Origin of the sequence: Edaphosphingomonas fennica (genome assembly GCF_003034225.1) — a bacterium.
Taxonomy (GTDB): domain Bacteria; phylum Pseudomonadota; class Alphaproteobacteria; order Sphingomonadales; family Sphingomonadaceae; genus Sphingomonas_E; species Sphingomonas_E fennica.
Genome location: NZ_PHHF01000035.1, coordinates 53,581 through 71,438 on the forward strand (window position 1 = coordinate 53,581; position 17,858 = coordinate 71,438).

Below are 17,858 nucleotides of genomic sequence, written 5' to 3' on the forward strand. Positions count from 1 at the left end.
GCGCCGGCTCGACGAAGGAGGGGCGCTCAGCCGCGTGTCGCGGGTTTCCGGGCTTCCGCCGACTTCTGCGGCTCCGGCGCGGCCGCGCCCGCCGGGCGCACCGCCAGCAGCCGGCCGAGCTGCGCCTTGAAGCGGGCGAGATCGCCGCCGGCGAGCTGCGAGGTGGTCGTGAAGCTCATCGTCGCCGGGTTGACCGCGACGTTGTTCTTATAGACCTCGTAATGGAGGTGCGGGCCGGTCGACAGGCCGGTCGATCCGACATAGCCGATCACCTGTCCCTGGGCCACGCGCTGGCCCGGCCGGGCGACGATGCGGCTCATATGCGCATAGCCGGTGGCCATGCCGCTGCCGTGGTTCAGCTTCACATAATTGCCGTGGCCGCCATGCCAGCCGGCGAAGGCGACGGTGCCGTCGATCGCGGCGAGGATCGGCGATCCATAGGCCGCGCCGATATCCATGCCCTTGTGCAGCCGGCCATAGCCCAGCAGCGGGTGCCGGCGCATGCCGAAGCTCGACGTCATCCGCCCGACCACGGGCATCCGCATCAGCCCCTTGCGCTCGCCGATGCCGGACGCTTCATACCATTGGGTGCTGCCGGCGGCCGTCCATTGCATCAGCCGCGTCTGGCGCTTGCCCTGGTCCAGCCCGGCGAAAAGCAGCTTGCCGACCTCCACCTCGCCCGTTTCGGCGCGGCGATGCTCGACGATGATGTCGAAGCGGTCGGTGGAGCGGACGTCGCGTCCCACCGACATGCGGCTGCCGATCGCGCGGATATAGGCTTCGACCGCCTTGGCCGGCGCGCCCGCCGCCCGGGCCGCGCGATAGAGGCTGGAGCCGGCGAAGCCCTGGATGCGCAGCGGCGTATCATCGACCGCGATCGGGATGCGCTTCAGCGCCAGCGCGCCGTTGACCCGTTCGACGCCGAGCTTGAGATCGAAGCGGGCGCGGAACAGCAGGTGATCCAGCGGGCGCGGATCGGATTTGCGGGCGCGGCGGCCGAGGGTGAGGTCGATCCGCGTGCCCGCCTTGATATCGGCGAGCGAAGCCGCGCCGGACACCATCTTCGCGACTGCCTGCGCCTCCGCCTTGGCGACGCCGGCGCGTTCCAGCACGCGGGCGAAACCGTCGCCCTGGCCGATGGTGGCGACCAGATCGATCGACGGGCGCTCGGGCGTGTCGGCCAGCGGCTGGGCGGCGTCGGTCGGCGCCATGCGGCGGCCGGTGTCCGCGCCCAGGCCCAGCGGCGCGATGGCGATGGCGCGCGCCTCCTGCCATTGCGGCTCCGCCATCGGCGCCAGCGAGGGCGCCGGCAGCGCGGCGAATTTCGGGAAGAAGGCGATCGGCGCGGCGCAGAGCGCAAGGCACGTGGCAAGCCCGCGGAACCAGTGCAGGCTGCCGATGCGCGCGCCCAGATCGACGACCAGATCGAGATCGTGGATCGCGGCGCGCCAGCCGGTAAGTTCGGGAAGGACGGGAGCGGCAATGCCCAGCGACGATCGCGGACCGCCATCCAGCGCCAGCGCCACGGCGCCTCCGCCCTGGCCGAATCCGGCTTCGTCCCGCTGATACAAGGCTGGCTGCCCCCGATCCTGTTGAAACCCCCGCCCGCGTTCACAATGGTCGCGCGGCCGGTGCATAGGACTCTTGCGAAAAGGGGTTAAAGTCAAATTAAAGGGCGGAATCCGGGGATTTTCTTGCGACGAGCCGGGGGCCGGCCACGACAAGCCGAATCGCACGGCCGGAACGAAACGGTCCCGTTCGGCCGCCTCTTGTGTTTGTCGAAGCCACGGACAATCTTGGGCGCATGTCGCGCTTCGCCGCTTCGCCGATCGCCGCCGTGCTCGGCCCGACCAATACGGGGAAGACGCATCTCGCGATCGAGCGGATGTGCGGCCACTCGTCCGGCATGATCGGCTTCCCGCTGCGGCTGCTGGCGCGCGAGGTCTATGAGCGCGTCGTCGCGATCAAGGGCGCGGAACGGGTGGCGCTGATCACCGGTGAGGAGAAGATCCTGCCGCCCCATGCCCGCTGGTTCTGCTGCACCGCCGAATCCATGCCGATGGACCGCGAATTCGCCTTCGTCGCGCTGGACGAGGCGCAGCTGGGCGCGGACCCGGAGCGCGGCCACGTCTTCACCGATCGGCTGCTGCGCGCGCGGGGCCGGGACGAGACGATGATCCTGGGATCGGAAACGCTGCGGCCGATGCTCCGCCAGCTCATCCCCGATGCGGAGATCATCAACCGCCCCCGCTTCTCCACCCTCACTTATGCCGGCCCGGCCAAGCTTTCGCGCCTGCCGCCGCGATCGGCGATCGTCGCCTTCTCCGCCGAGGAGGTCTATGCCGTGGCGGAGATGCTGCGGCGCCTGCGCGGCGGCGCGGCGGTGGTGATGGGGGCGCTCAGCCCGCGCACCCGCAACGCCCAGGTGGCGATGTTCCAGGCGGGCGAGGTCGATTATCTCGTCGCCACCGACGCGATCGGCATGGGCCTCAACATGGATGTCGCCCATGTCGCCTTCGCATCGCTGCGCAAGTTCGACGGCAAGCGCAGCCGGCGGCTCACCGTTTCGGAAATGGCGCAGATCGCCGGGCGGGCGGGCCGCCACCAGCGCGACGGCACCTTCGGCACGCTGGCGGTGGAAGGCGGGCGCGGCGGCTTCGAGGAAGAGGAAGTCGAGGCGATCGAGCAGCATCATTTCCCGCCGCTCGACCATCTCTACTGGCGGGAGGGCGCGCCCGATTTCTCCAGCGTCGATGCCCTCATCGCCTCGCTGGAAAGGCGCCCCCAGGCGGCCGTGCTGCGGATGGCCCCCCAGGCGATCGACCTTGCCGTGCTCAAGCGGCTGGCGGACGAGGACTGGGTGCGCGATCGCACGCGCGGAACCCGGCTGGTGCAGCGGCTGTGGGCCGCCTGCGGCCTGCCCGATTTCCGCAAGACCGGTGTGGAGCCGCACAGCCGCCTCGTCGCCCGCATCTATCGCCACCTGAGCGAAGGCATGGGCCATATCCCCTCGCAATGGTTCGCCGAGGAGATCGCCCGGCTGGACAGCGTGCAGGGCGACGTCGAAACGCTGTCGGACCGGATCGCGGCGGCGCGGACCTGGGCCTATATCGCCCACCGCGCCGATTGGCTGGACGATCCCGCCAAATGGGCGGAGCGCACCCGCGCGCTGGAGGAGAAGCTGTCGGACGCGCTTCACCAGAGGCTCACCCAGCGCTTCGTCGATCGGCGCACGGCGGTGCTGATGCGCGATCTCGGCGCGCGGGGCGTGGACGCCCTGCCCGTCACCGTCGCCGAGGACGGACAGGTCGCGGTGGACGGCGAAACCATCGGCCGGCTGGAGGGATTCCGCTTCAAGGCCGATCACCTCGCCCGCCATCACGACATGAAGCGGCTGATGGCGGCGGCGGAGCGGCGGCTGGGGGGCGAGCTTTCGCGGCGCGCGCGCGCGCTGGTCGCCGATGGCGATCCCGCCTTCAGCCTCGATACCGATGCGGGCCGGCCGGTCGCCATCTTCTGGCGCGGCGATATCGTCGCCCGGCTGGAGCGCGGCCGCGACCTCCTCACCCCGCGCATCACCCTCTACAAGGCGCTCGACGCGCTCGCCCCCGACGAGCGCAAGGCCGTGAGCGACAGGCTCGCCCGCTGGATCGGGTTCGAGGTCGATCGCGTGCTGAAGCCGCTGGCCACGATCAGCGCGGCCGCGCGAGACAGGGATGTGCCACCGGCGCTGCGCGGTCTCTACGCGCCGCTCGCCGAAGCCGGCGGCATCGCCTCCCGCCAGCCGCTGGAAGCCGCGATCGCCGGCATCGATCGCGACATGCGCCAGGCGGCGGCCAAGGCCGGCATCAAGCTCGGCACGCTCGACGTCTACATCCCCGCGCTGCTGAAGCCCGAACCGATGCGCTGGCGCCTCGCGCTTGCCGCCGCGTTCGACAATGGCGTCATGCCGCCGCTTCCCGCCCCCGGCGCGGCCGCGCTGCAGACGCCGGCGGACGGCGAGATATTCGCCGCCTTCGCCCGCGCCGGCTATCGCCCGCTCGGCGCGCAGATGCTGCGGATCGACCTTGCCGAGCGGCTTGCCCGCATCGCCCACGACCGGCGGCTGAGCGAGGGCCGATCGGGCCGCGCGGCCTTCGCGCCGGACCCGGCCCTCGCCACGTCGCTGGGGCTGAGACCGCCAAGCTTCGCCCAGCTCATGCTCGCGCTCGGCTTCCGCCCGACCGAGGCGGAGGACGGTGCGCGGCCCCATTGGAAATGGCATGGCGCCCGCCGCCCGCGCCGCGCGGAGCGCACGCGGCCCGGCAACGCCTTCGCCGTGCTCGCCACCATGCGGCCCCATGAGTGAGACGATCAGGATCGACAAATTCCTGTGGTTCATCCGGCTCGCGCGGACCCGCGGCCTGGCGCAGGATATCGTCGCCGCCGGCCGGATGCGCGTCACCGGCCGCATCGTGGAACGGGCGCATGCCGCCGTCCGGGTGGGCGACGTCCTCACCTTTCCGCTGCACGGTCGGGTAAGGGTGATCCGGGTGGAGATGATCCCGACCCGCCGCGGCCCCGCCATGGAAGCGCGCGCCTGCTATACCGATCTGTCGCCGGCGCCCATGCCGGAAGGGGATCGCCGCGACGCCGATCCCGGCGGACAGGCATGAGACCCCGGCCCGCCGCCCCCGCTCGGCGTGGCACCGCGCCAACACCGCCCCTGCGAACGTCTCGCAGAAATAAGGCAAATATTGACGCGCCTGCCGTGGCACCATAGCAGAGCGGCGTTCGAGGAGAGAGAAGCGACCATGACATACGTCGTCACCGATGCCTGCATCCGCTGCAAGTATATGGATTGCGTCGAAGTTTGCCCGGTCGACTGCTTCTATGAAGGCGAGAACATGCTCGTCATCAACCCGAACGAGTGCATCGATTGCGGCGTGTGCGAGCCCGAATGCCCCGCCGAGGCGATCCTTCCCGATACCGAAAGCGACCTGGAAAAGTGGCTGGAGGTCAACGCCACCTTCTCCGCCCAGTGGCCCAACCTCACCCGCAAGGGCGAGCAGCCGGCCGATGCCGACGAGCATAAGGGCGAGGAAGGCAAGTATGAGAAATATTTCTCGCCCGAACCCGGCCAGGGCGACTGATAGCGCTATAGCCGGCTGACGGCTTTTTACCCCGCGCAACCCCTTGGAACAAAAGCCTGCTGACACCGTTGTCCACGGTGCTGGCCTTTTTCCTGCGAATCTGTTACAGTTCGCGGGTTGGGTGCGTGCGTAACATAAGTAACGTTGATCGCACCGTTCGGGACGCATTGATTCGTCGTCGCTTGCTGCTGCCGGCAAGGCTACCCATATGGATGGCCTGACCGCGCAGGGCGCGGCGACAATTCCAAGGAAGGGTCGAAATTGATGGCTGCCAAGGCGCTGAGCTTCGTTGTCGGCGATTATGTTGTGTACCCCAAGCACGGCGTGGGTCGTGTGATCGAACTTCAGAGCCAGGAGATTGCTGGCGCCAAGCTCGAACTCTACGTTCTCCGTTTCGAGAAGGAGCGGATGACGCTCCGCGTGCCCACCAACAAGGCGGAAGCCGTCGGCATGCGCAAGCTGTCGTCCAGCGTGACGCTGCAGGAAGCGCTGCAGACGCTGAAGGGCAAGCCCAAGATCAAGCGCACCATGTGGTCGCGCCGCGCCCAGGAATATGAGGCGAAGATCAATTCGGGCGATCTCGTCTCGATCGCCGAGGTGGTGCGCGATCTGTTCCGGGCCGACGACCAGCCGGAACAGAGCTATTCCGAACGCCAGATCTTCGAAGCGGCCACCAGCCGCCTCGCCCGCGAGCTGGCGGCGATGGAACAGACCGACGAACCCGCCGCGCAGGACAAGATCCTCGATATCCTCCGCGCCGCGGCCGCCACGCACAACAAGTAAGCGCGGCACTGCGATACCGGCCCTCGCTCGGGCCGGACGAGAAAGGGGCGGCCTGTGGGGGGCCGCCCTTTTCGTTTGAGTGGAGGGCCACGGCGCTCTGGCGCTTTGTCCGCGACTCCGCGAAGGCGGTCCTTCCGCACGATCCGAAGCCCGATTTCGGCCTTCATCGCCTCCGAGCCTGCTTCAGGGACCATTTCTCCAGATCACGCGCACGGCCCGAGCAGCCCCATGGATGCCGAAGCGACGGGAATGACGGTCCTGCTTCAAGGGATAGGAAAGTAGCTTTCCGGCCACGGCCCGCTTCAACGGAACCGCCGGCCGCCCCAGATCACCCGGCCGACCACCCCGATATCATCCAGCGCGCAATCGGGGATTGGTGGATAGGCCGGATTGTCGCTGGCGATCGTCACCCGCCGCGCAGCCGGGTCCACCAGCAGCCGCTTGACCAGCAGCACCTCGTCCATCCGCAGCACATAGATGCCGTCGCGCAGCCGATCCGGCCCGTCGCCGCGATCGACCAATATGTCGTCGCCATCGGCCAGGGTCGGCAGCATGGAATCGCCCGATGCGCGGATCAGGGAGAGGCCCGCCGTGCCCGCCGTCGCCACGGCCCGCAGCCAGGCGGCGTCGAACAGGAAGGGCTGACCGATCTCCCCTTCCGCGGAGACCGCCCCCGGCCCCGCCGATGCCCGCACCGCCAGCCGGGGCACCGCCACGAAATCGGCATCGCGCCGCGCCGCCCCCTTCGCCGCCGGCGCGATGCGCGGCGCGGACTGCCGTTCCGGCCCGCCGAGCAGCGCCTCCTCCACGCCCAGATAGCGCGCCAGCGTCGCGCGATCTTCCTCGTCCAGCTTGCGGGGCACGCCGCGCTTGATGAACTGCTGGATATAAGCGGGGTTGCGGCCGATCAGCCGGGAAAGCGAGGTATAATCCTCCCCGCGCTCGCGTATGAGCGCATCCAGCACCGCGCGGGGATCGCCATCGGACATGCCTGCACCCTACAGATAGGAAAATTCCTAGACAAGTAGGATCTTCCCTACGAGAACATATGGCGAACATCGCTCGCGACTCGCGGGACGGAAGATGGAGATGGCGATGCACCTCTTGTCCACGATCGAACGGCACCTCCGCCGCAACGGAGTGCCCCCGACGCGCTTCGGGCGCGAGGCGGTGAACGATCCGCGCTTCGTGCTCGATCTGCGCCGGGGGCGGGAGCCGCGCGCGGCCACGCGGGATCGGGTGCTGGCCTATATCGCCATGCACCGGGAACAGGCCGGCGCATGACCGTGGCCGCGACGAAGCAGCTCGCCGCCGCGCTGGCGGCATGGCTAGGCCCCATCGGGCCGGTGGAACTGATCGATCATCGGACGGCCGACTGGGCGAGCGCCACCTTCGTCGGCCAGCGCCACGATATCCGGCTGCGGATCGCCACCGCCGCGCCGCTGCCGCCCGGGCTGGCGGAGGATCTGGCCGAGGCCGATCTGCCCATGGCCGGCCATGTCGCCGCCGATATCCTGCTGGCGGGCATCACCGCCGGCGACGGCGCCGTCCTGCTCGATATCGAGGCTCTCACCCTCGTCGACGCCTGAAGCGCGGAGGCCGCGCCCGCCTTTCAGCCCCGGCGCGCCGCCAGCCTCTGCAGGTCCAGGATCGCGGCGCGCAGTGCATCCTCATCGGGCACGGCCGCTGCCGCCGGGGGCGCATTCCCGTGGCGGGGAAGCGGCCGATGGCCTTCCGCATCGCGCGGCCGCAAGGCGGGCGGCGCCAGCGTGCCCATTTCGGCCGCAAGCTTTTCCATCAGTTCGGCAATCGGCACGTCCATGCCGGATCGCGCGGGCTCCGGCTCATCGTCGATCATCTCGTCGAGCAGCAGTTCATCCGATTCCGGCGGGGAGAAGCAGGGGGTGGGCGGGAATGCCGCCGGCCCTTCCACCGGCCCGGCCGTATCGACCGGAAAATCGGCTATCGCATCCAGGATCAGCGGCCTCACCACCACGGGTTCGGGCTTCACGATCAGCGGCTCCTTGACCCGGCGGGCCGGCGGGGTCAGCCAGTCCTCCTGATCGTCCCCCTCATCCTCGATCCTGGCGCGGCGCGCGGCGCGCGCGTCGAGCCCGCGGAATATCGCCCAGGTCGACGCTCCGGTCGCCAGCGCGGGGATAATGATGAAGGCGGTGCGGGCATCCGCACCCGCCGGCAGCCCGAGGCCCTTCAGCCACAGCCATACCGTCATGTCGGGGATCGCCCAGCAGAAGAACGCCGTCGCGCCCGCCAGCATCCATGCGGCCATCCCGGCCACCGGCCATGTTTCGATCCGCGCCCCCGCGCGGGCCACCCAGCTTGATCCGCTCACCGCGTCCGCCTGCGAACTGTTGATGGGAAACGCGTAAACGGCAATGCTTAACGCCCCCTTGTGCCAGACATGCCCCGCAGGAACGAAGCGCGCAAGCCGCGCGTTCGACCGGCGCGCTTCGCCAGGGAGAATCCCGCCGCTTATGCTCCATTATGTCGATGATACCGACCCCGGCATTACCCGCCAGCGGATCGGGCCGGATGGAGCGCAGACCAGATGGGCCTATTTCGACGCCAGGGGCCGCCGCATCACCCGGCGGGCGGAAATCGACCGGCTGAACGCCATCGCGCTGCCGCCGGCCTATGTCGATGCCTGGTTCTGCCCCCGGCCGAACGGCCATATCCAGGCGATCGGCTGGGACGAACGGGGGCGCAAGCAATATCGCTATCACCCCGATTTCCGCGCGGCGCGCGATGCCGCCAAATATGATCGCTGCGCCGATTTCGGCCGCGCGCTTCCCGCGATCCGCGCCGCCGTGGAACGCGATCTCGCCCGGCCCACGCTGGGCCGGGATCGCGTGGTCGCGGCCGTCGTCCGCCTGCTCGACCTCGGCCGCGTCCGCGTCGGCAACGAAGCCTATGCGAAAGCCAATCGCAGCTTCGGCGCCACCACCCTGCGCCATCGCCACGCCAATGTGCGCGGCCACAGCATTCACCTGGAATATATGGGGAAATCCGGGAAGCTTCGGCGGCTCTCCATCCGGGATGCACGGCTCAGCCGGCTGGTGCGGCGCTGCCAGGACCTGCCCGGCCAGCATCTGTTCCAATATCTCGACGCCGATGGCACGCCCTGCCCCGTCACCTCGGGCGACGTGAATGATTATCTGCGCCGGGTGAGCGGCGGCGATTTCACCGCCAAGCATTTCCGCACCTGGGGCGCCAGCGTCATCGCCTTCGGCGCGCTGGTCGCGGCCGGCGGCCACATATCGCTGAAGGCGATGCTGGCGCCCGTCGCCGAGGCGCTGGGCAACACCCCCGCGATCGCGCGCAAATCCTATGTCCACCCCGCCCTGATCGAACTGGCGGGAAATCGGGGAGATTCGCCCCTCGCGGGGTTGAAGCTGCCCCGTCGCACGAAATATCTCTCGTCACTGGAACGCGGCCTGATAGCCTTTCTGGACAATCTCGCCGATCCGCCCGAAACCATATCGAAGGCAGCCTGATGACGACAGCCAGCAACAGCACCGCCCCCTGGCCGGCGGGCGGGGAACCCTTCGACGCCCAGATCCATCGGCTGTGGACGGACGCGCTGGCCTGGACGACGCAGCACGGCCTCCAGATCATCGCGGCGGGGATCGGCGCGGCCATCATCGTGCTGCTGCTGGTGGCGCTCAAGCGCTTCGGCCTCCGCCTCTGCCGCAACCACACCAACCGCAACGAATGGCCGTTCATCATCGGCCAGGCGCTCGGAAAGACGCGGCTGTGGTTCATGGTCGCCGTCGCGGCGCAGCTCGTGGCCACCTATGCGGACGCCCCCGTCTATCTCGGCCGCACGATCGCCTTCTTCTTCACGGTTGCCTCCGTATTGCAGGTGGCGGTGTGGGCGCGGGTGCTGATCCTCGGCCTGATCGCCCACCGCGCGGGCGGGGCCGCCAATGCCAGCAGCCTCGGCAGCGCGATGGGGATCATCCGGCTGCTCGTCACCATCGCGGTGTTCGCGATCGCCGCGATCGTCATCCTCGACAATCTCGGCGTCAACGTCACCGGCCTGATCGCCGGCCTCGGCATCGGCGGCATCGCCATCGGCCTCGCCGCGCAGGGCATCTTCCAGGATCTGTTCGCGGCGCTTTCGATCCTGTTCGACAAACCGTTCCAGCGCGGCGAAGGGATCAGCTACGATACGACCAGCGGATCGGTGGAGGCGATCGGCCTCAAGTCCACACGCATCCGTTCGGCCACGGGGGAGGAGATCGTCATCTCCAACGCCAACCTCCTCAACAAGGAGCTGCGGAACTTCACCCGCCTCAAGCGGCGACGGATGATCCACCGCTTCGGCGTGATCTACCAGACGGCGCCCGACGTGCTGGCATCCATCCCCGCAAAGGTCCGCGCCATCGTGGAAGCGGAGCCCAAGACCGAATTCCTGCGCTGCGGCATGGTCGGCCTCGGCGCCTCCAGCCTCGATTTCGAGCTGCAATATGACATCCGATCGACCGATTATGAGGAGGTGTTCGCCACCAACCACCGCGTGCTGATCGCCATCCTCACCCAGTTCAATGCCGAGGGCGTGGATTTCGCCTATCCCACCCAGACGACGTTTACCGCCGCCCCGGACGGCCGCATGGTGATGCCCTATCCCGAACCGGCCGGACACGACGCCTCGCCCGCCGCCACTTGACGTTAACGTCAGCACTGCCCACAAACTTCGCCCGACAAGAATGGAGGGGATGATGGGCACGATCAGCGTGGCGGATTATTAGGCGAAGGTCGGCGAGACGGTCGGCTCGTCGGAATGGATATTGATCGACCAGGCGATGATCGATCGCTTCGCCGATGCGACGGGCGACCACCAGTTCATCCACGTCGATCCCGAACGCGCGAAGCAGACGCCGTTCGGCGGCACCATCGCCCACGGCTTCCTCACCCTCTCGCTGCTGCCGGTGATGCGGGAAAAGAGCGACGTGCCCACGATCGAAGGGCTGAAGATGGGCCTCAACTACGGCGGCAACAAGGTGCGCTTCCTCACCCCCGTGCCTTCCGGATCGCGCGTGCGCGGCCATTTCAAGCTGCTGGAATTCGCGGAGAAGGGGCCGGGCCGCTACCAGGAGACGGCCGAGCTTTCCGTCGAGATCGAAGGCAAGGACAAGCCGGCGCTCATCGCCGAATGGATCGCCCAGATCTTCGTGTGACACCCGCAGCCCTGCCGGAACGGAAAGGATAATCCGATGCGTGATGCCGTGATCGTTTCCACCGCCCGCACGCCGATCGGCCGTGCCTATCGCGGTGCCTTCAACGCCACCCCCTCCCCCACGCTGGCCGCGCACGCGATCCGTGCGGCGGTGGAGCGCGCCCGGCTCGATCCGGCGGAAGTCGACGACGTGGTGATGGGCGCGGCGCTCCAGCAGGGCGTGCAGGCCACCATCGGCCGCACCGCGGCGCTGCGCGCGGGCCTGCCCGTTACCGTCGCCGGCATGTCGGTGGACCGGCAATGCGCCTCGGGACTGGAAGCCATCGCCATCGCCGCGCGCAAGGTGGTCGTCGACAAGGAGGATGTCGTCGTGGCCGGCGGCGTCGAATCCATCTCGCTGGTGCAGACCAGGGACATGCGCGTCGGCTTCGATCCGGAACTGATCGCCATGCACGACGATGTCTACATGCCGATGCTGCAGACGGCGGAGGTCGTCGCCAACCGCTACGGCATCAGCCGCGCGGCGCAGGACGAATATGCCCTCCAGTCGCAGCAGCGCACCGCCGCCGCCCAGGCCGCCGGACGCTTCGATGCGGAGATCATCCCCGTCACCGCGACGATGACGGTGACGGACAAGGCCACGGGCGAGGTTTCGCAAAGGCAGGTCACGCTGGCCAAGGACGAAGGCAACCGCCCGGAAACCACGCTGGAAGGGCTGGCCTCGCTCCAGCCCGTCGTCGGCCCGCAGGGCTTCATCACCGCCGGCAATGCCAGCCAGCTATCCGACGGCGCATCGGCCTGCGTGGTGATGGAGCGCGGCCTGGCGGAAGCCCGCAACCTCGCGCCGCTCGGCCGCTTCGTCGGCATGGCGGTAGCGGGCACCAAGCCCGACGAGATGGGCATCGGCCCCGTCTTCGCCATCCCCAAGCTGCTCGAACGCTTCGACCTGCGCATGGCCGATATCGGCCTGTGGGAGCTGAACGAGGCCTTCGCCGTGCAGGTGATCTACTGCCGCGACACGCTGGGCATCCCCAACGACCTCATGAACGTGAACGGCGGCGCGATCTCGATCGGCCACCCCTATGGCATGTCGGGCGCCCGCATGGTCGGCCACGCCCTGATCGAGGGCAAGCGGCGCGGGGTGAAGCATGTCGTCGTCACCATGTGCGTCGGCGGCGGCATGGGCGCGGCCGGCCTGTTCGAGGTGCTGTAAGGCCCGCCCGGCATGGCAGGGACAAGGCGCCGGGCCGGTGGAACCTCACCGATCCGGCGCTTCCGCACGGGCGCCGAGCGACCATGCGCGTGCCGGTGGGAAGCCGGTTTAGTTTCCAGATTCTCGGGGAGAAAATGGTGCTGCCGGGGAGGATTGAACTCCCGACCTCAGCCTTACCAAGGATGCGCTCTACCACTGAGCTACGGCAGCACTACGGTTCGGAACCGCGTTAGAGGCGCGCCTATGGAGAATGCTGGCGGCCGCGTCAAGGCTTGCCGCGCGCGATATTCGCCTTCACAGGAAAAAGATGGCGAAAGACGATCCGGAACGCGCCCGCAGGCTGGCGGAGGCGCTGCGCGAGAACCTCCGCAAGCGGAAGGCGCAGGCCCGCGCGCGGGACGATGCGCCGCCCGTGCCCCGGGATTTCGCGGAAGATGAAGGATCGCACGCCGGCTGATTCCGCGCCGGCGCGGACCGGCGATCAGCCCTTGGCCTTGAGGGCGGCCTCGATCGCGCCCGTCACCTTGGGATCGGTGGGATCGGTGCGGGTGCCGAAGGCGGCGATCAGCTTGCCGTCGCGCCCGATCAGATATTTGTGGAAGTTCCACTTGGGCGTGTTCTGCGGCCCGAGCTTGGCGGCCGCCCAGCGATAGATGGGCAGCGCATTAGGGCCGACCACGTCGGATTTCTCGGCCAGCGGGAACTTCACCGCCTTGGTCTTGCAGAAGGCGGCGATTTCGCTGTTGGAGCCATATTCCTGATTCTTGAAGTTGCCGGAAGGCACGCCGACGATGGTGAAGCCGCGCCTGGCATAGGTATCCTGCACCTTCTGCAGGCCTTCATATTGCGGGGTGAAGCCGCACATGCTGGCGGTGTTCACCAGCAGCACCACCTCGCCCTTGAACTTCCTCATCGGCAGCGGCGCGCCGTCGATCGCCGTCAGGTCGAAATCCCAGGCGGTGTGCTTCTGCGCCTCGGCCGCCGCCATCGGCGGCGTATCGGGCACGCTGGGGAACTGGGCATAGCCCACCGCCGCCATGGCGCCGATCGCGATCGCCGCCGCCCCACCCAAGGTCCATTTCTTGTGCATCACGCCAAGCCCCTTCCTCACAGCGGGCGGGTCACGTCGTCGAGCCAGGCCTTCCCCTCGCCATCGAGCTGCGGGCCGATCAGGTCGCGCACGCGGGCATGATAAGCATCCAGCCATGCGCGCTCCGCGGGCGAAAGCGCGCCCGCGTCGATCAGCTCGCGGTCGATCGGAGCGAAGGTGAGCGTTTCGAAGCCCAGCATCTCGCGTTCCGCGCCCGCTATCTCACGCGTCTCTACCAGAACAAGATTCTCGATACGGATGCCATATTCGCCGGACTTGTAATAGCCCGGCTCGTTCGAGAGGAACATGCCGGCCTGGAGCGGCTCGTCCCCGCCGCCGAAGGTGGCGATGCGCTGCGGCCCTTCGTGGACGGAAAGATAGGCGCCCACGCCATGGCCGGTGCCATGGGCATAATCCAGCCCCGCCTCCCACAGATATTGCCGCGCCAGCACGTCGAGCTGGCCGCCGCGCGTGCCCGCCGGGAAAATAGCGCGGGCCAGCGCGATATGCCCCTTGAGCACGCGGGTGAAGCGATCCTTCATCTCCGCCGTCGGCGTGCCGATGGCGACGGTGCGGGTCACGTCGGTCGTGCCGTCCTCATACTGGCCGCCCGAATCGATCAGGAACAGCGAACCCGGCTCGATCGGCCGGTTGGTCGTCTCCGTCACCCGATAATGGACGACGGCGCCGTTGGGGCCGGCACCCGATATCGTATCAAAGGAAAGGTCGCGCAGCTTGCCGGTGCCGCGGCGGAACTCCTCCAGCTTGTCCGAGGCATCGAGCTCGGTCAGCCCGCCCTTGGGCGCTTCCACCGAAAGCCAGTGGAGGAAGCGGGTCAGCGCCGCGCCGTCGCGCGCCTGCGCCGCCTTGTGCCCGGCAATCTCCGCCGGATTCTTGATCGCCTTGGCCAGCACGGTGGGATCGCGCGCTTCCACCGTCTTCGCGCCGGCGGCTTCCAGCGCCTCGAAGATCGCGGCCACGGCGCGCTCCGGATCGACGGCGATCACGCGCCCGCCCTGCTCCGCCAGATAGCCGGCAAAGGCATCGCGCGGATGGATGCGCACGGCGTTGCCCAGATGCTTGCGCACGTCCTCGCCCAGCTTCTCGGGCGCCACGAACAGGTCGGCCGTCCCGTCCGCCTGCACGACGGCATAAGCGAGCGCCACGGGCGTCCGCTCCACATCCTGCCCCCGCACGTTGAGCAGCCAGGCGATCGAATCGAGCGCGGAGACGACGACGGCGTCGGCCTTGCGCGCCGCCAGCCAGTCCGCCACGTCCTGCCGCTTCTCGGCCGAAGACTTGCCGGCCAGGTCGTCGCCATGGGCGATCAGGCGCGCCTTGGAAGGCTCCGGCCGGTCGGGCCACACGGCGTCCACCGGGTTGGTGTCCACCGCCACCAGTTCCGCGCCCTTTTCCCGCAGCGCGGCACGCGCCGCCTTCACCCAGCCGCGCGTGTGCAGCCAGGGATCATAGCCGATCCGCCCACCTTCCGGCGCGTGCGCCTTCAGCCATTCGGCGATGCTGGTCTGGGGAACCGACTGATAGCTCCAGTGCGTGCCGTCCACCTGCTCGCGCACCTGCAGGGTGTAGCGGCCATCGACGAAGATCGCGGCTTCCGCCGGCAGCACCACGGCCGACCCGGCCGATCCCTGGAAACCCGTGAGCCAGGCCAGCCGCTGGGCATAGGCGCCGACATATTCGCTCATATGCTCGTCGGTCAGCGGCACGACGAAGCCGTCCAGCTTCCGCTTCGCCAATTCCTCGCGCAGTGCCTTCAACCGATCTTCGTAGGTGGACATCAAAACCCGGCCTTCTATTTTCGCTGCGCCTAGATAAGCCCTTGCCGGGCCTATTGCCAGTTAAGAGGATGTCGATGACCGCCACGCCCCCGGCCGCCGCGAGGAAACCGCACAGCTACACCCGCCACGGCCGGACAGTCGAGGATCCCTATGCCTGGCTGAAGGACCCGTCCTACCCCACGGTCAACGATCCGGAGATCCTGGACTATCTGAAGGCGGAGAACGCCTATTTCGAAGCGCAGATGGCGCCGCAGGCCGATCTGGTCGAAACCTTGTTCCAGGAGATGAAGGGCCGCATCAAGGAGGACGATGCCGGCGTGCCACAGAAGGACGGCGACTGGCTCTACTGGTGGGCCTTCCAGCCGGGCGGGCAATATCGGCTCTGGTATCGCAAGCCCGTGGCGGGCGGCGAGGCCCGGCTCCTGCTCGACGAGCCGGCCGAGGCCGAGGGCAAGGAATATTTCCGCCTGCAGGTGCTGGAGGTGAGCCCCGACGGGCGGCTCGCCGCCTGGTCGGCGGACGACAACGGATCGGAACGCTTCACGCTGCGCATCCGCGATCTCGCCACCGGCAAGGATATCGAGACGATCACCGCCGTCGCCAACGGGGCGGTGGTGTGGAGCGCCGATTCCACCGCCGTCGCCTATACCGAGGTCAACGACAATTGGCGCACCTATCGCGCGCGCCTCCACCGCCTCGGCACCGATCCGGCCGGCGACGTCACCCTCTATGAGGAAGCGGACGAGGGCTTCCGCGTCGCGCTCGGCCGCACGCAGGACCGGCAATGGATCGTGCTCGCCACCGGCGATCATGAAACCAGCGAGGTGCGCCTGCTTCCCACCGCCGATCCGGCGGCCGCTCCCCTCCTCGTCTCGCCCCGCCAGCCCAAGCGGCAATATTCGGTGGATTCGGCGCAGGGCCGGCTGTGGATCCTCACCAACGACGATCATGTGAACTTCCGCCTGGCGGAGGCCGATCCCGCCCGGCCGGCGGAATGGACGACGGTGATCGCCGGGTCCGACCGCCATTATCTGCGCGGGGTGACGAGCTTCGCGAAGCACCTCGTCATCAGCGAGCGGGTGGACGGGCTGGATCAGATCCGCCTGCGCACCTATGGCGGCCACGAAAGCCGCATCCCCTTCCCCGAGGCGAGCTACACCGCCTCGCTCGGCTCCAACCCGGAATATGATCCGCCGGCCTACCGGCTGGCCTACACATCGATGGTGACGCCCAACACCGTGTTCGATTTCGATCCGGTGGAAGGCGGCCTCACCACGCTCAAGGTGCAGGAAATCCCGTCCGGCTACGATCCCGCGCTCTACGCGACCGAACGGCTGATGATCGAGGCGCGGGACGGCACCCGCGTGCCGGTGTCGGTCGTCTACCGTCGCGATTTCGTGAAGGACGGGCAGGGCAAGCTGTTCCTCTATGCCTATGGCGCCTACGGCTTCGCCTATCCGCCGGCCTTCTCCACCCTGCGGCTCAGCCTGCTCGATCGCGGCTTCGCGGTCGCCATCGCCCATATCCGGGGCGGCGACGATCTCGGCTATCGCTGGTATCTGGACGGCAAGGCCGAGAAGCGCTGGAACACCTTCCACGATTTCGTCGATGCCGCGAAGGGGCTGATCGCCGCGGGCTTCACCCGCGCCGGCCGCATCGCCATCAACGGCGGATCGGCGGGCGGCGAGCTGATGGGCGTGGTGGCCAACACCGATCCCGGCCTGTGGGGCGCGGTGGTGGCGGACGTGCCCTTCGTCGACGTGCTCAACACCATGCTGGACGACAGCCTGCCCCTCACCCCCGGCGAGTGGCCCGAATGGGGCAACCCGATCACCGATCCGGCGGCGTTCGATCTGATCCGGAGCTACAGCCCCTACGACAATGTGTCGGCGCAGCCCTATCCGCCGATGCTGATCACCGGCGGGCTCAACGATCCCCGCGTCACTTATTGGGAGCCAGCCAAATGGGCGGCGCGCCTGCGGGCGACCAAGACGGACGCCAACGTCCTGCTGCTCAAGACCAATATGGGCGCGGGCCATGGCGGCAAGTCCGGCCGCTTCGATTCCCTGCGCGAGGATGCGGAGGCCTATGCCTTCATCCTGACGCAGATGGCGTGAGAACGTCGCCTTCCCCGCTCGTTCCCGGCGCGAACGGGGAAGGCCGGCCGGCTGCAACAGCCGCGTCACACCGCTCGACTATGCCGGGCCTGAACGGATAGGATCGGAACCATGTCTTCCGCCCCGGCCTTCACCCTCGCCTTCACCGCCCGGCCGGAGGACATTGACGAGCTGGGCCACGTCAACAATGCCGTCTGGGTGCGGTGGATACAGGATGTCGCCACCGCGCACTGGCAGGCGGTGGCCGATCCCGCCCATGTCGCCGCCTATATCTGGGTCGTGACCCGGCACGAGATCGATTATCTGCGCGCGCTCGGCCCCGGCGGGACGGTGACGGCACGCACCTGGATACCGGACGGCCCCAAGGGCGCGCGGTTCGACCGGATGGTCGAGTTCGTCGACGCGGACGGCAAGCCCCATGTCCGCGCCCGCACCACCTGGGCGATCATCGACAAGGCGAGCGGCCGGCCCATCCGCGTGCCGGCGGAGGTGGCCGCACCCTTCATCGGCTGAGGGGCGGAGGA

At 68.4% G+C, this 17,858-nt stretch carries 17 protein-coding genes, 1 tRNA gene and 1 pseudogene; 13 read left to right on the forward strand and 6 right to left on the reverse strand.

Translation table 11 applies throughout. The features are described from left to right. Positions 1–26: 26 nt before the first annotated feature. Positions 27–1,571 (reverse strand): M23 family metallopeptidase, encoded by a 1,545-nt coding sequence (locus CV103_RS08060; RefSeq protein WP_107394587.1) that lies wholly within the window; start codon positions 1,569–1,571, stop codon positions 27–29. 233 nt (positions 1,572–1,804) lie between these two features. Here CV103_RS08060 and CV103_RS08065 point away from each other — a divergent pair, with 233 nt between their 5' ends. From CV103_RS08065 to CV103_RS08080, 4 genes are all read left to right on the forward strand, one after another. Then, positions 1,805–4,348 carry a helicase-related protein gene (locus CV103_RS08065; protein ID WP_107394588.1) on the forward strand — a complete coding sequence of 848 codons (2,544 nt, stop codon included), beginning with the start codon at positions 1,805–1,807 and terminating at the stop codon, positions 4,346–4,348. Next, positions 4,341–4,655, forward strand: coding sequence for an RNA-binding S4 domain-containing protein (locus CV103_RS08070; protein WP_170112589.1), 315 nt, complete (start codon positions 4,341–4,343; stop codon positions 4,653–4,655). The genes CV103_RS08065 and CV103_RS08070 overlap by 8 nt, the downstream gene beginning before the upstream one ends. A gap of 138 nt (positions 4,656–4,793) precedes the next feature. Then, positions 4,794–5,132, forward strand: coding sequence for a ferredoxin FdxA (gene fdxA, locus CV103_RS08075; protein ID WP_107394589.1), 339 nt, complete (start codon positions 4,794–4,796; stop codon positions 5,130–5,132). A 264-nt stretch (positions 5,133–5,396) separates the two neighbouring features. After that, positions 5,397–5,915: a CarD family transcriptional regulator gene (locus CV103_RS08080; RefSeq protein ID WP_015459601.1), complete on the forward strand. Its 519-nt coding sequence runs from the start codon at positions 5,397–5,399 to the stop codon at positions 5,913–5,915. A 302-nt stretch (positions 5,916–6,217) separates the two neighbouring features. Here the strand turns inward: CV103_RS08080 and CV103_RS08085 are convergent, their stop codons facing one another. After that, positions 6,218–6,904, reverse strand: a complete 687-nt coding sequence (locus tag CV103_RS08085) for a S24 family peptidase (RefSeq protein ID WP_107394590.1) — start codon at positions 6,902–6,904, stop codon at positions 6,218–6,220. 106 nt (positions 6,905–7,010) lie between these two features. Here CV103_RS08085 and CV103_RS08090 point away from each other — a divergent pair, with 106 nt between their 5' ends. Then, positions 7,011–7,199: a hypothetical protein gene (locus tag CV103_RS08090; protein ID WP_107394650.1), complete on the forward strand. Its 189-nt coding sequence runs from the start codon at positions 7,011–7,013 to the stop codon at positions 7,197–7,199. Then, entirely contained in the window at positions 7,196–7,504 is a 309-nt protein-coding gene (locus tag CV103_RS08095; protein WP_015459598.1) for a hypothetical protein, read from the forward strand. Before CV103_RS08090 ends, CV103_RS08095 begins: the two co-directional genes overlap by 4 nt. 23 nt (positions 7,505–7,527) lie before the next feature. Here the strand turns inward: CV103_RS08095 and CV103_RS08100 are convergent, their stop codons facing one another. Then, positions 7,528–8,268: a hypothetical protein gene (locus CV103_RS08100; RefSeq protein ID WP_146163403.1), complete on the reverse strand. Its 741-nt coding sequence runs from the start codon at positions 8,266–8,268 to the stop codon at positions 7,528–7,530. 142 nt (positions 8,269–8,410) lie between these two features. Here CV103_RS08100 and CV103_RS08105 point away from each other — a divergent pair, with 142 nt between their 5' ends. The 4 genes and pseudogenes from CV103_RS08105 (at position 8,411) to CV103_RS08120 (ending at position 12,328) form a co-directional block, all read left to right on the forward strand. Next, the gene (locus CV103_RS08105; RefSeq protein ID WP_107394592.1) at positions 8,411–9,430 is read left to right on the forward strand and encodes a DNA topoisomerase IB; all 1,020 of its coding nucleotides are present in this window, start codon (positions 8,411–8,413) and stop codon (positions 9,428–9,430) included. Further along, complete coding sequence (locus CV103_RS08110) at positions 9,430–10,605, forward strand: mechanosensitive ion channel family protein (RefSeq protein ID WP_107394593.1); 1,176 nt, start codon at positions 9,430–9,432, stop codon at positions 10,603–10,605. Before CV103_RS08105 ends, CV103_RS08110 begins: the two co-directional genes overlap by 1 nt. A gap of 52 nt (positions 10,606–10,657) precedes the next feature. Next, a pseudogene (locus CV103_RS08115) lies at positions 10,658–11,116 on the forward strand (MaoC family dehydratase). Between the two features lie 36 nt (positions 11,117–11,152). Then, positions 11,153–12,328, forward strand: a complete 1,176-nt coding sequence (locus CV103_RS08120; protein WP_107394595.1) for an acetyl-CoA C-acyltransferase — start codon at positions 11,153–11,155, stop codon at positions 12,326–12,328. Positions 12,329–12,463: 135 nt separating this feature from the next. Here the strand turns inward: CV103_RS08120 and CV103_RS08125 are convergent. Then, positions 12,464–12,538: transfer RNA gene (locus CV103_RS08125), tRNA-Thr, on the reverse strand. Positions 12,539–12,635: 97 nt separating this feature from the next. Between CV103_RS08125 and CV103_RS22385 the strand changes: the two genes are divergently transcribed. Further along, the gene (locus CV103_RS22385) at positions 12,636–12,785 is read left to right on the forward strand and encodes a hypothetical protein (protein WP_170112590.1); all 150 of its coding nucleotides are present in this window, start codon (positions 12,636–12,638) and stop codon (positions 12,783–12,785) included. A 24-nt stretch (positions 12,786–12,809) separates the two neighbouring features. Here CV103_RS22385 and CV103_RS08130 read toward each other — a convergent pair whose 3' ends face one another. Together CV103_RS08130 and CV103_RS08135 are read right to left on the reverse strand one after the other, a co-directional pair. After that, the gene (locus tag CV103_RS08130; RefSeq protein WP_107394596.1) at positions 12,810–13,418 is read right to left on the reverse strand and encodes a glutathione peroxidase; all 609 of its coding nucleotides are present in this window, start codon (positions 13,416–13,418) and stop codon (positions 12,810–12,812) included. A 17-nt stretch (positions 13,419–13,435) separates the two neighbouring features. Beyond that, positions 13,436–15,217, reverse strand: coding sequence for an aminopeptidase P family protein (locus tag CV103_RS08135; RefSeq protein WP_107394597.1), 1,782 nt, complete (start codon positions 15,215–15,217; stop codon positions 13,436–13,438). Positions 15,218–15,285: 68 nt separating this feature from the next. Between CV103_RS08135 and CV103_RS08140 the strand changes: the two genes are divergently transcribed. Together CV103_RS08140 and CV103_RS08145 are read left to right on the forward strand one after the other, a co-directional pair. Further along, a complete protein-coding gene (locus tag CV103_RS08140; protein WP_170112591.1) occupies positions 15,286–17,334 on the forward strand; it encodes a S9 family peptidase in 2,049 nt (682 codons plus the stop codon). A 111-nt stretch (positions 17,335–17,445) separates the two neighbouring features. After that, positions 17,446–17,847 (forward strand): acyl-CoA thioesterase, encoded by a 402-nt coding sequence (locus CV103_RS08145; RefSeq protein ID WP_015459589.1) that lies wholly within the window; start codon positions 17,446–17,448, stop codon positions 17,845–17,847. Positions 17,848–17,858: the final 11 nt, after the last annotated feature.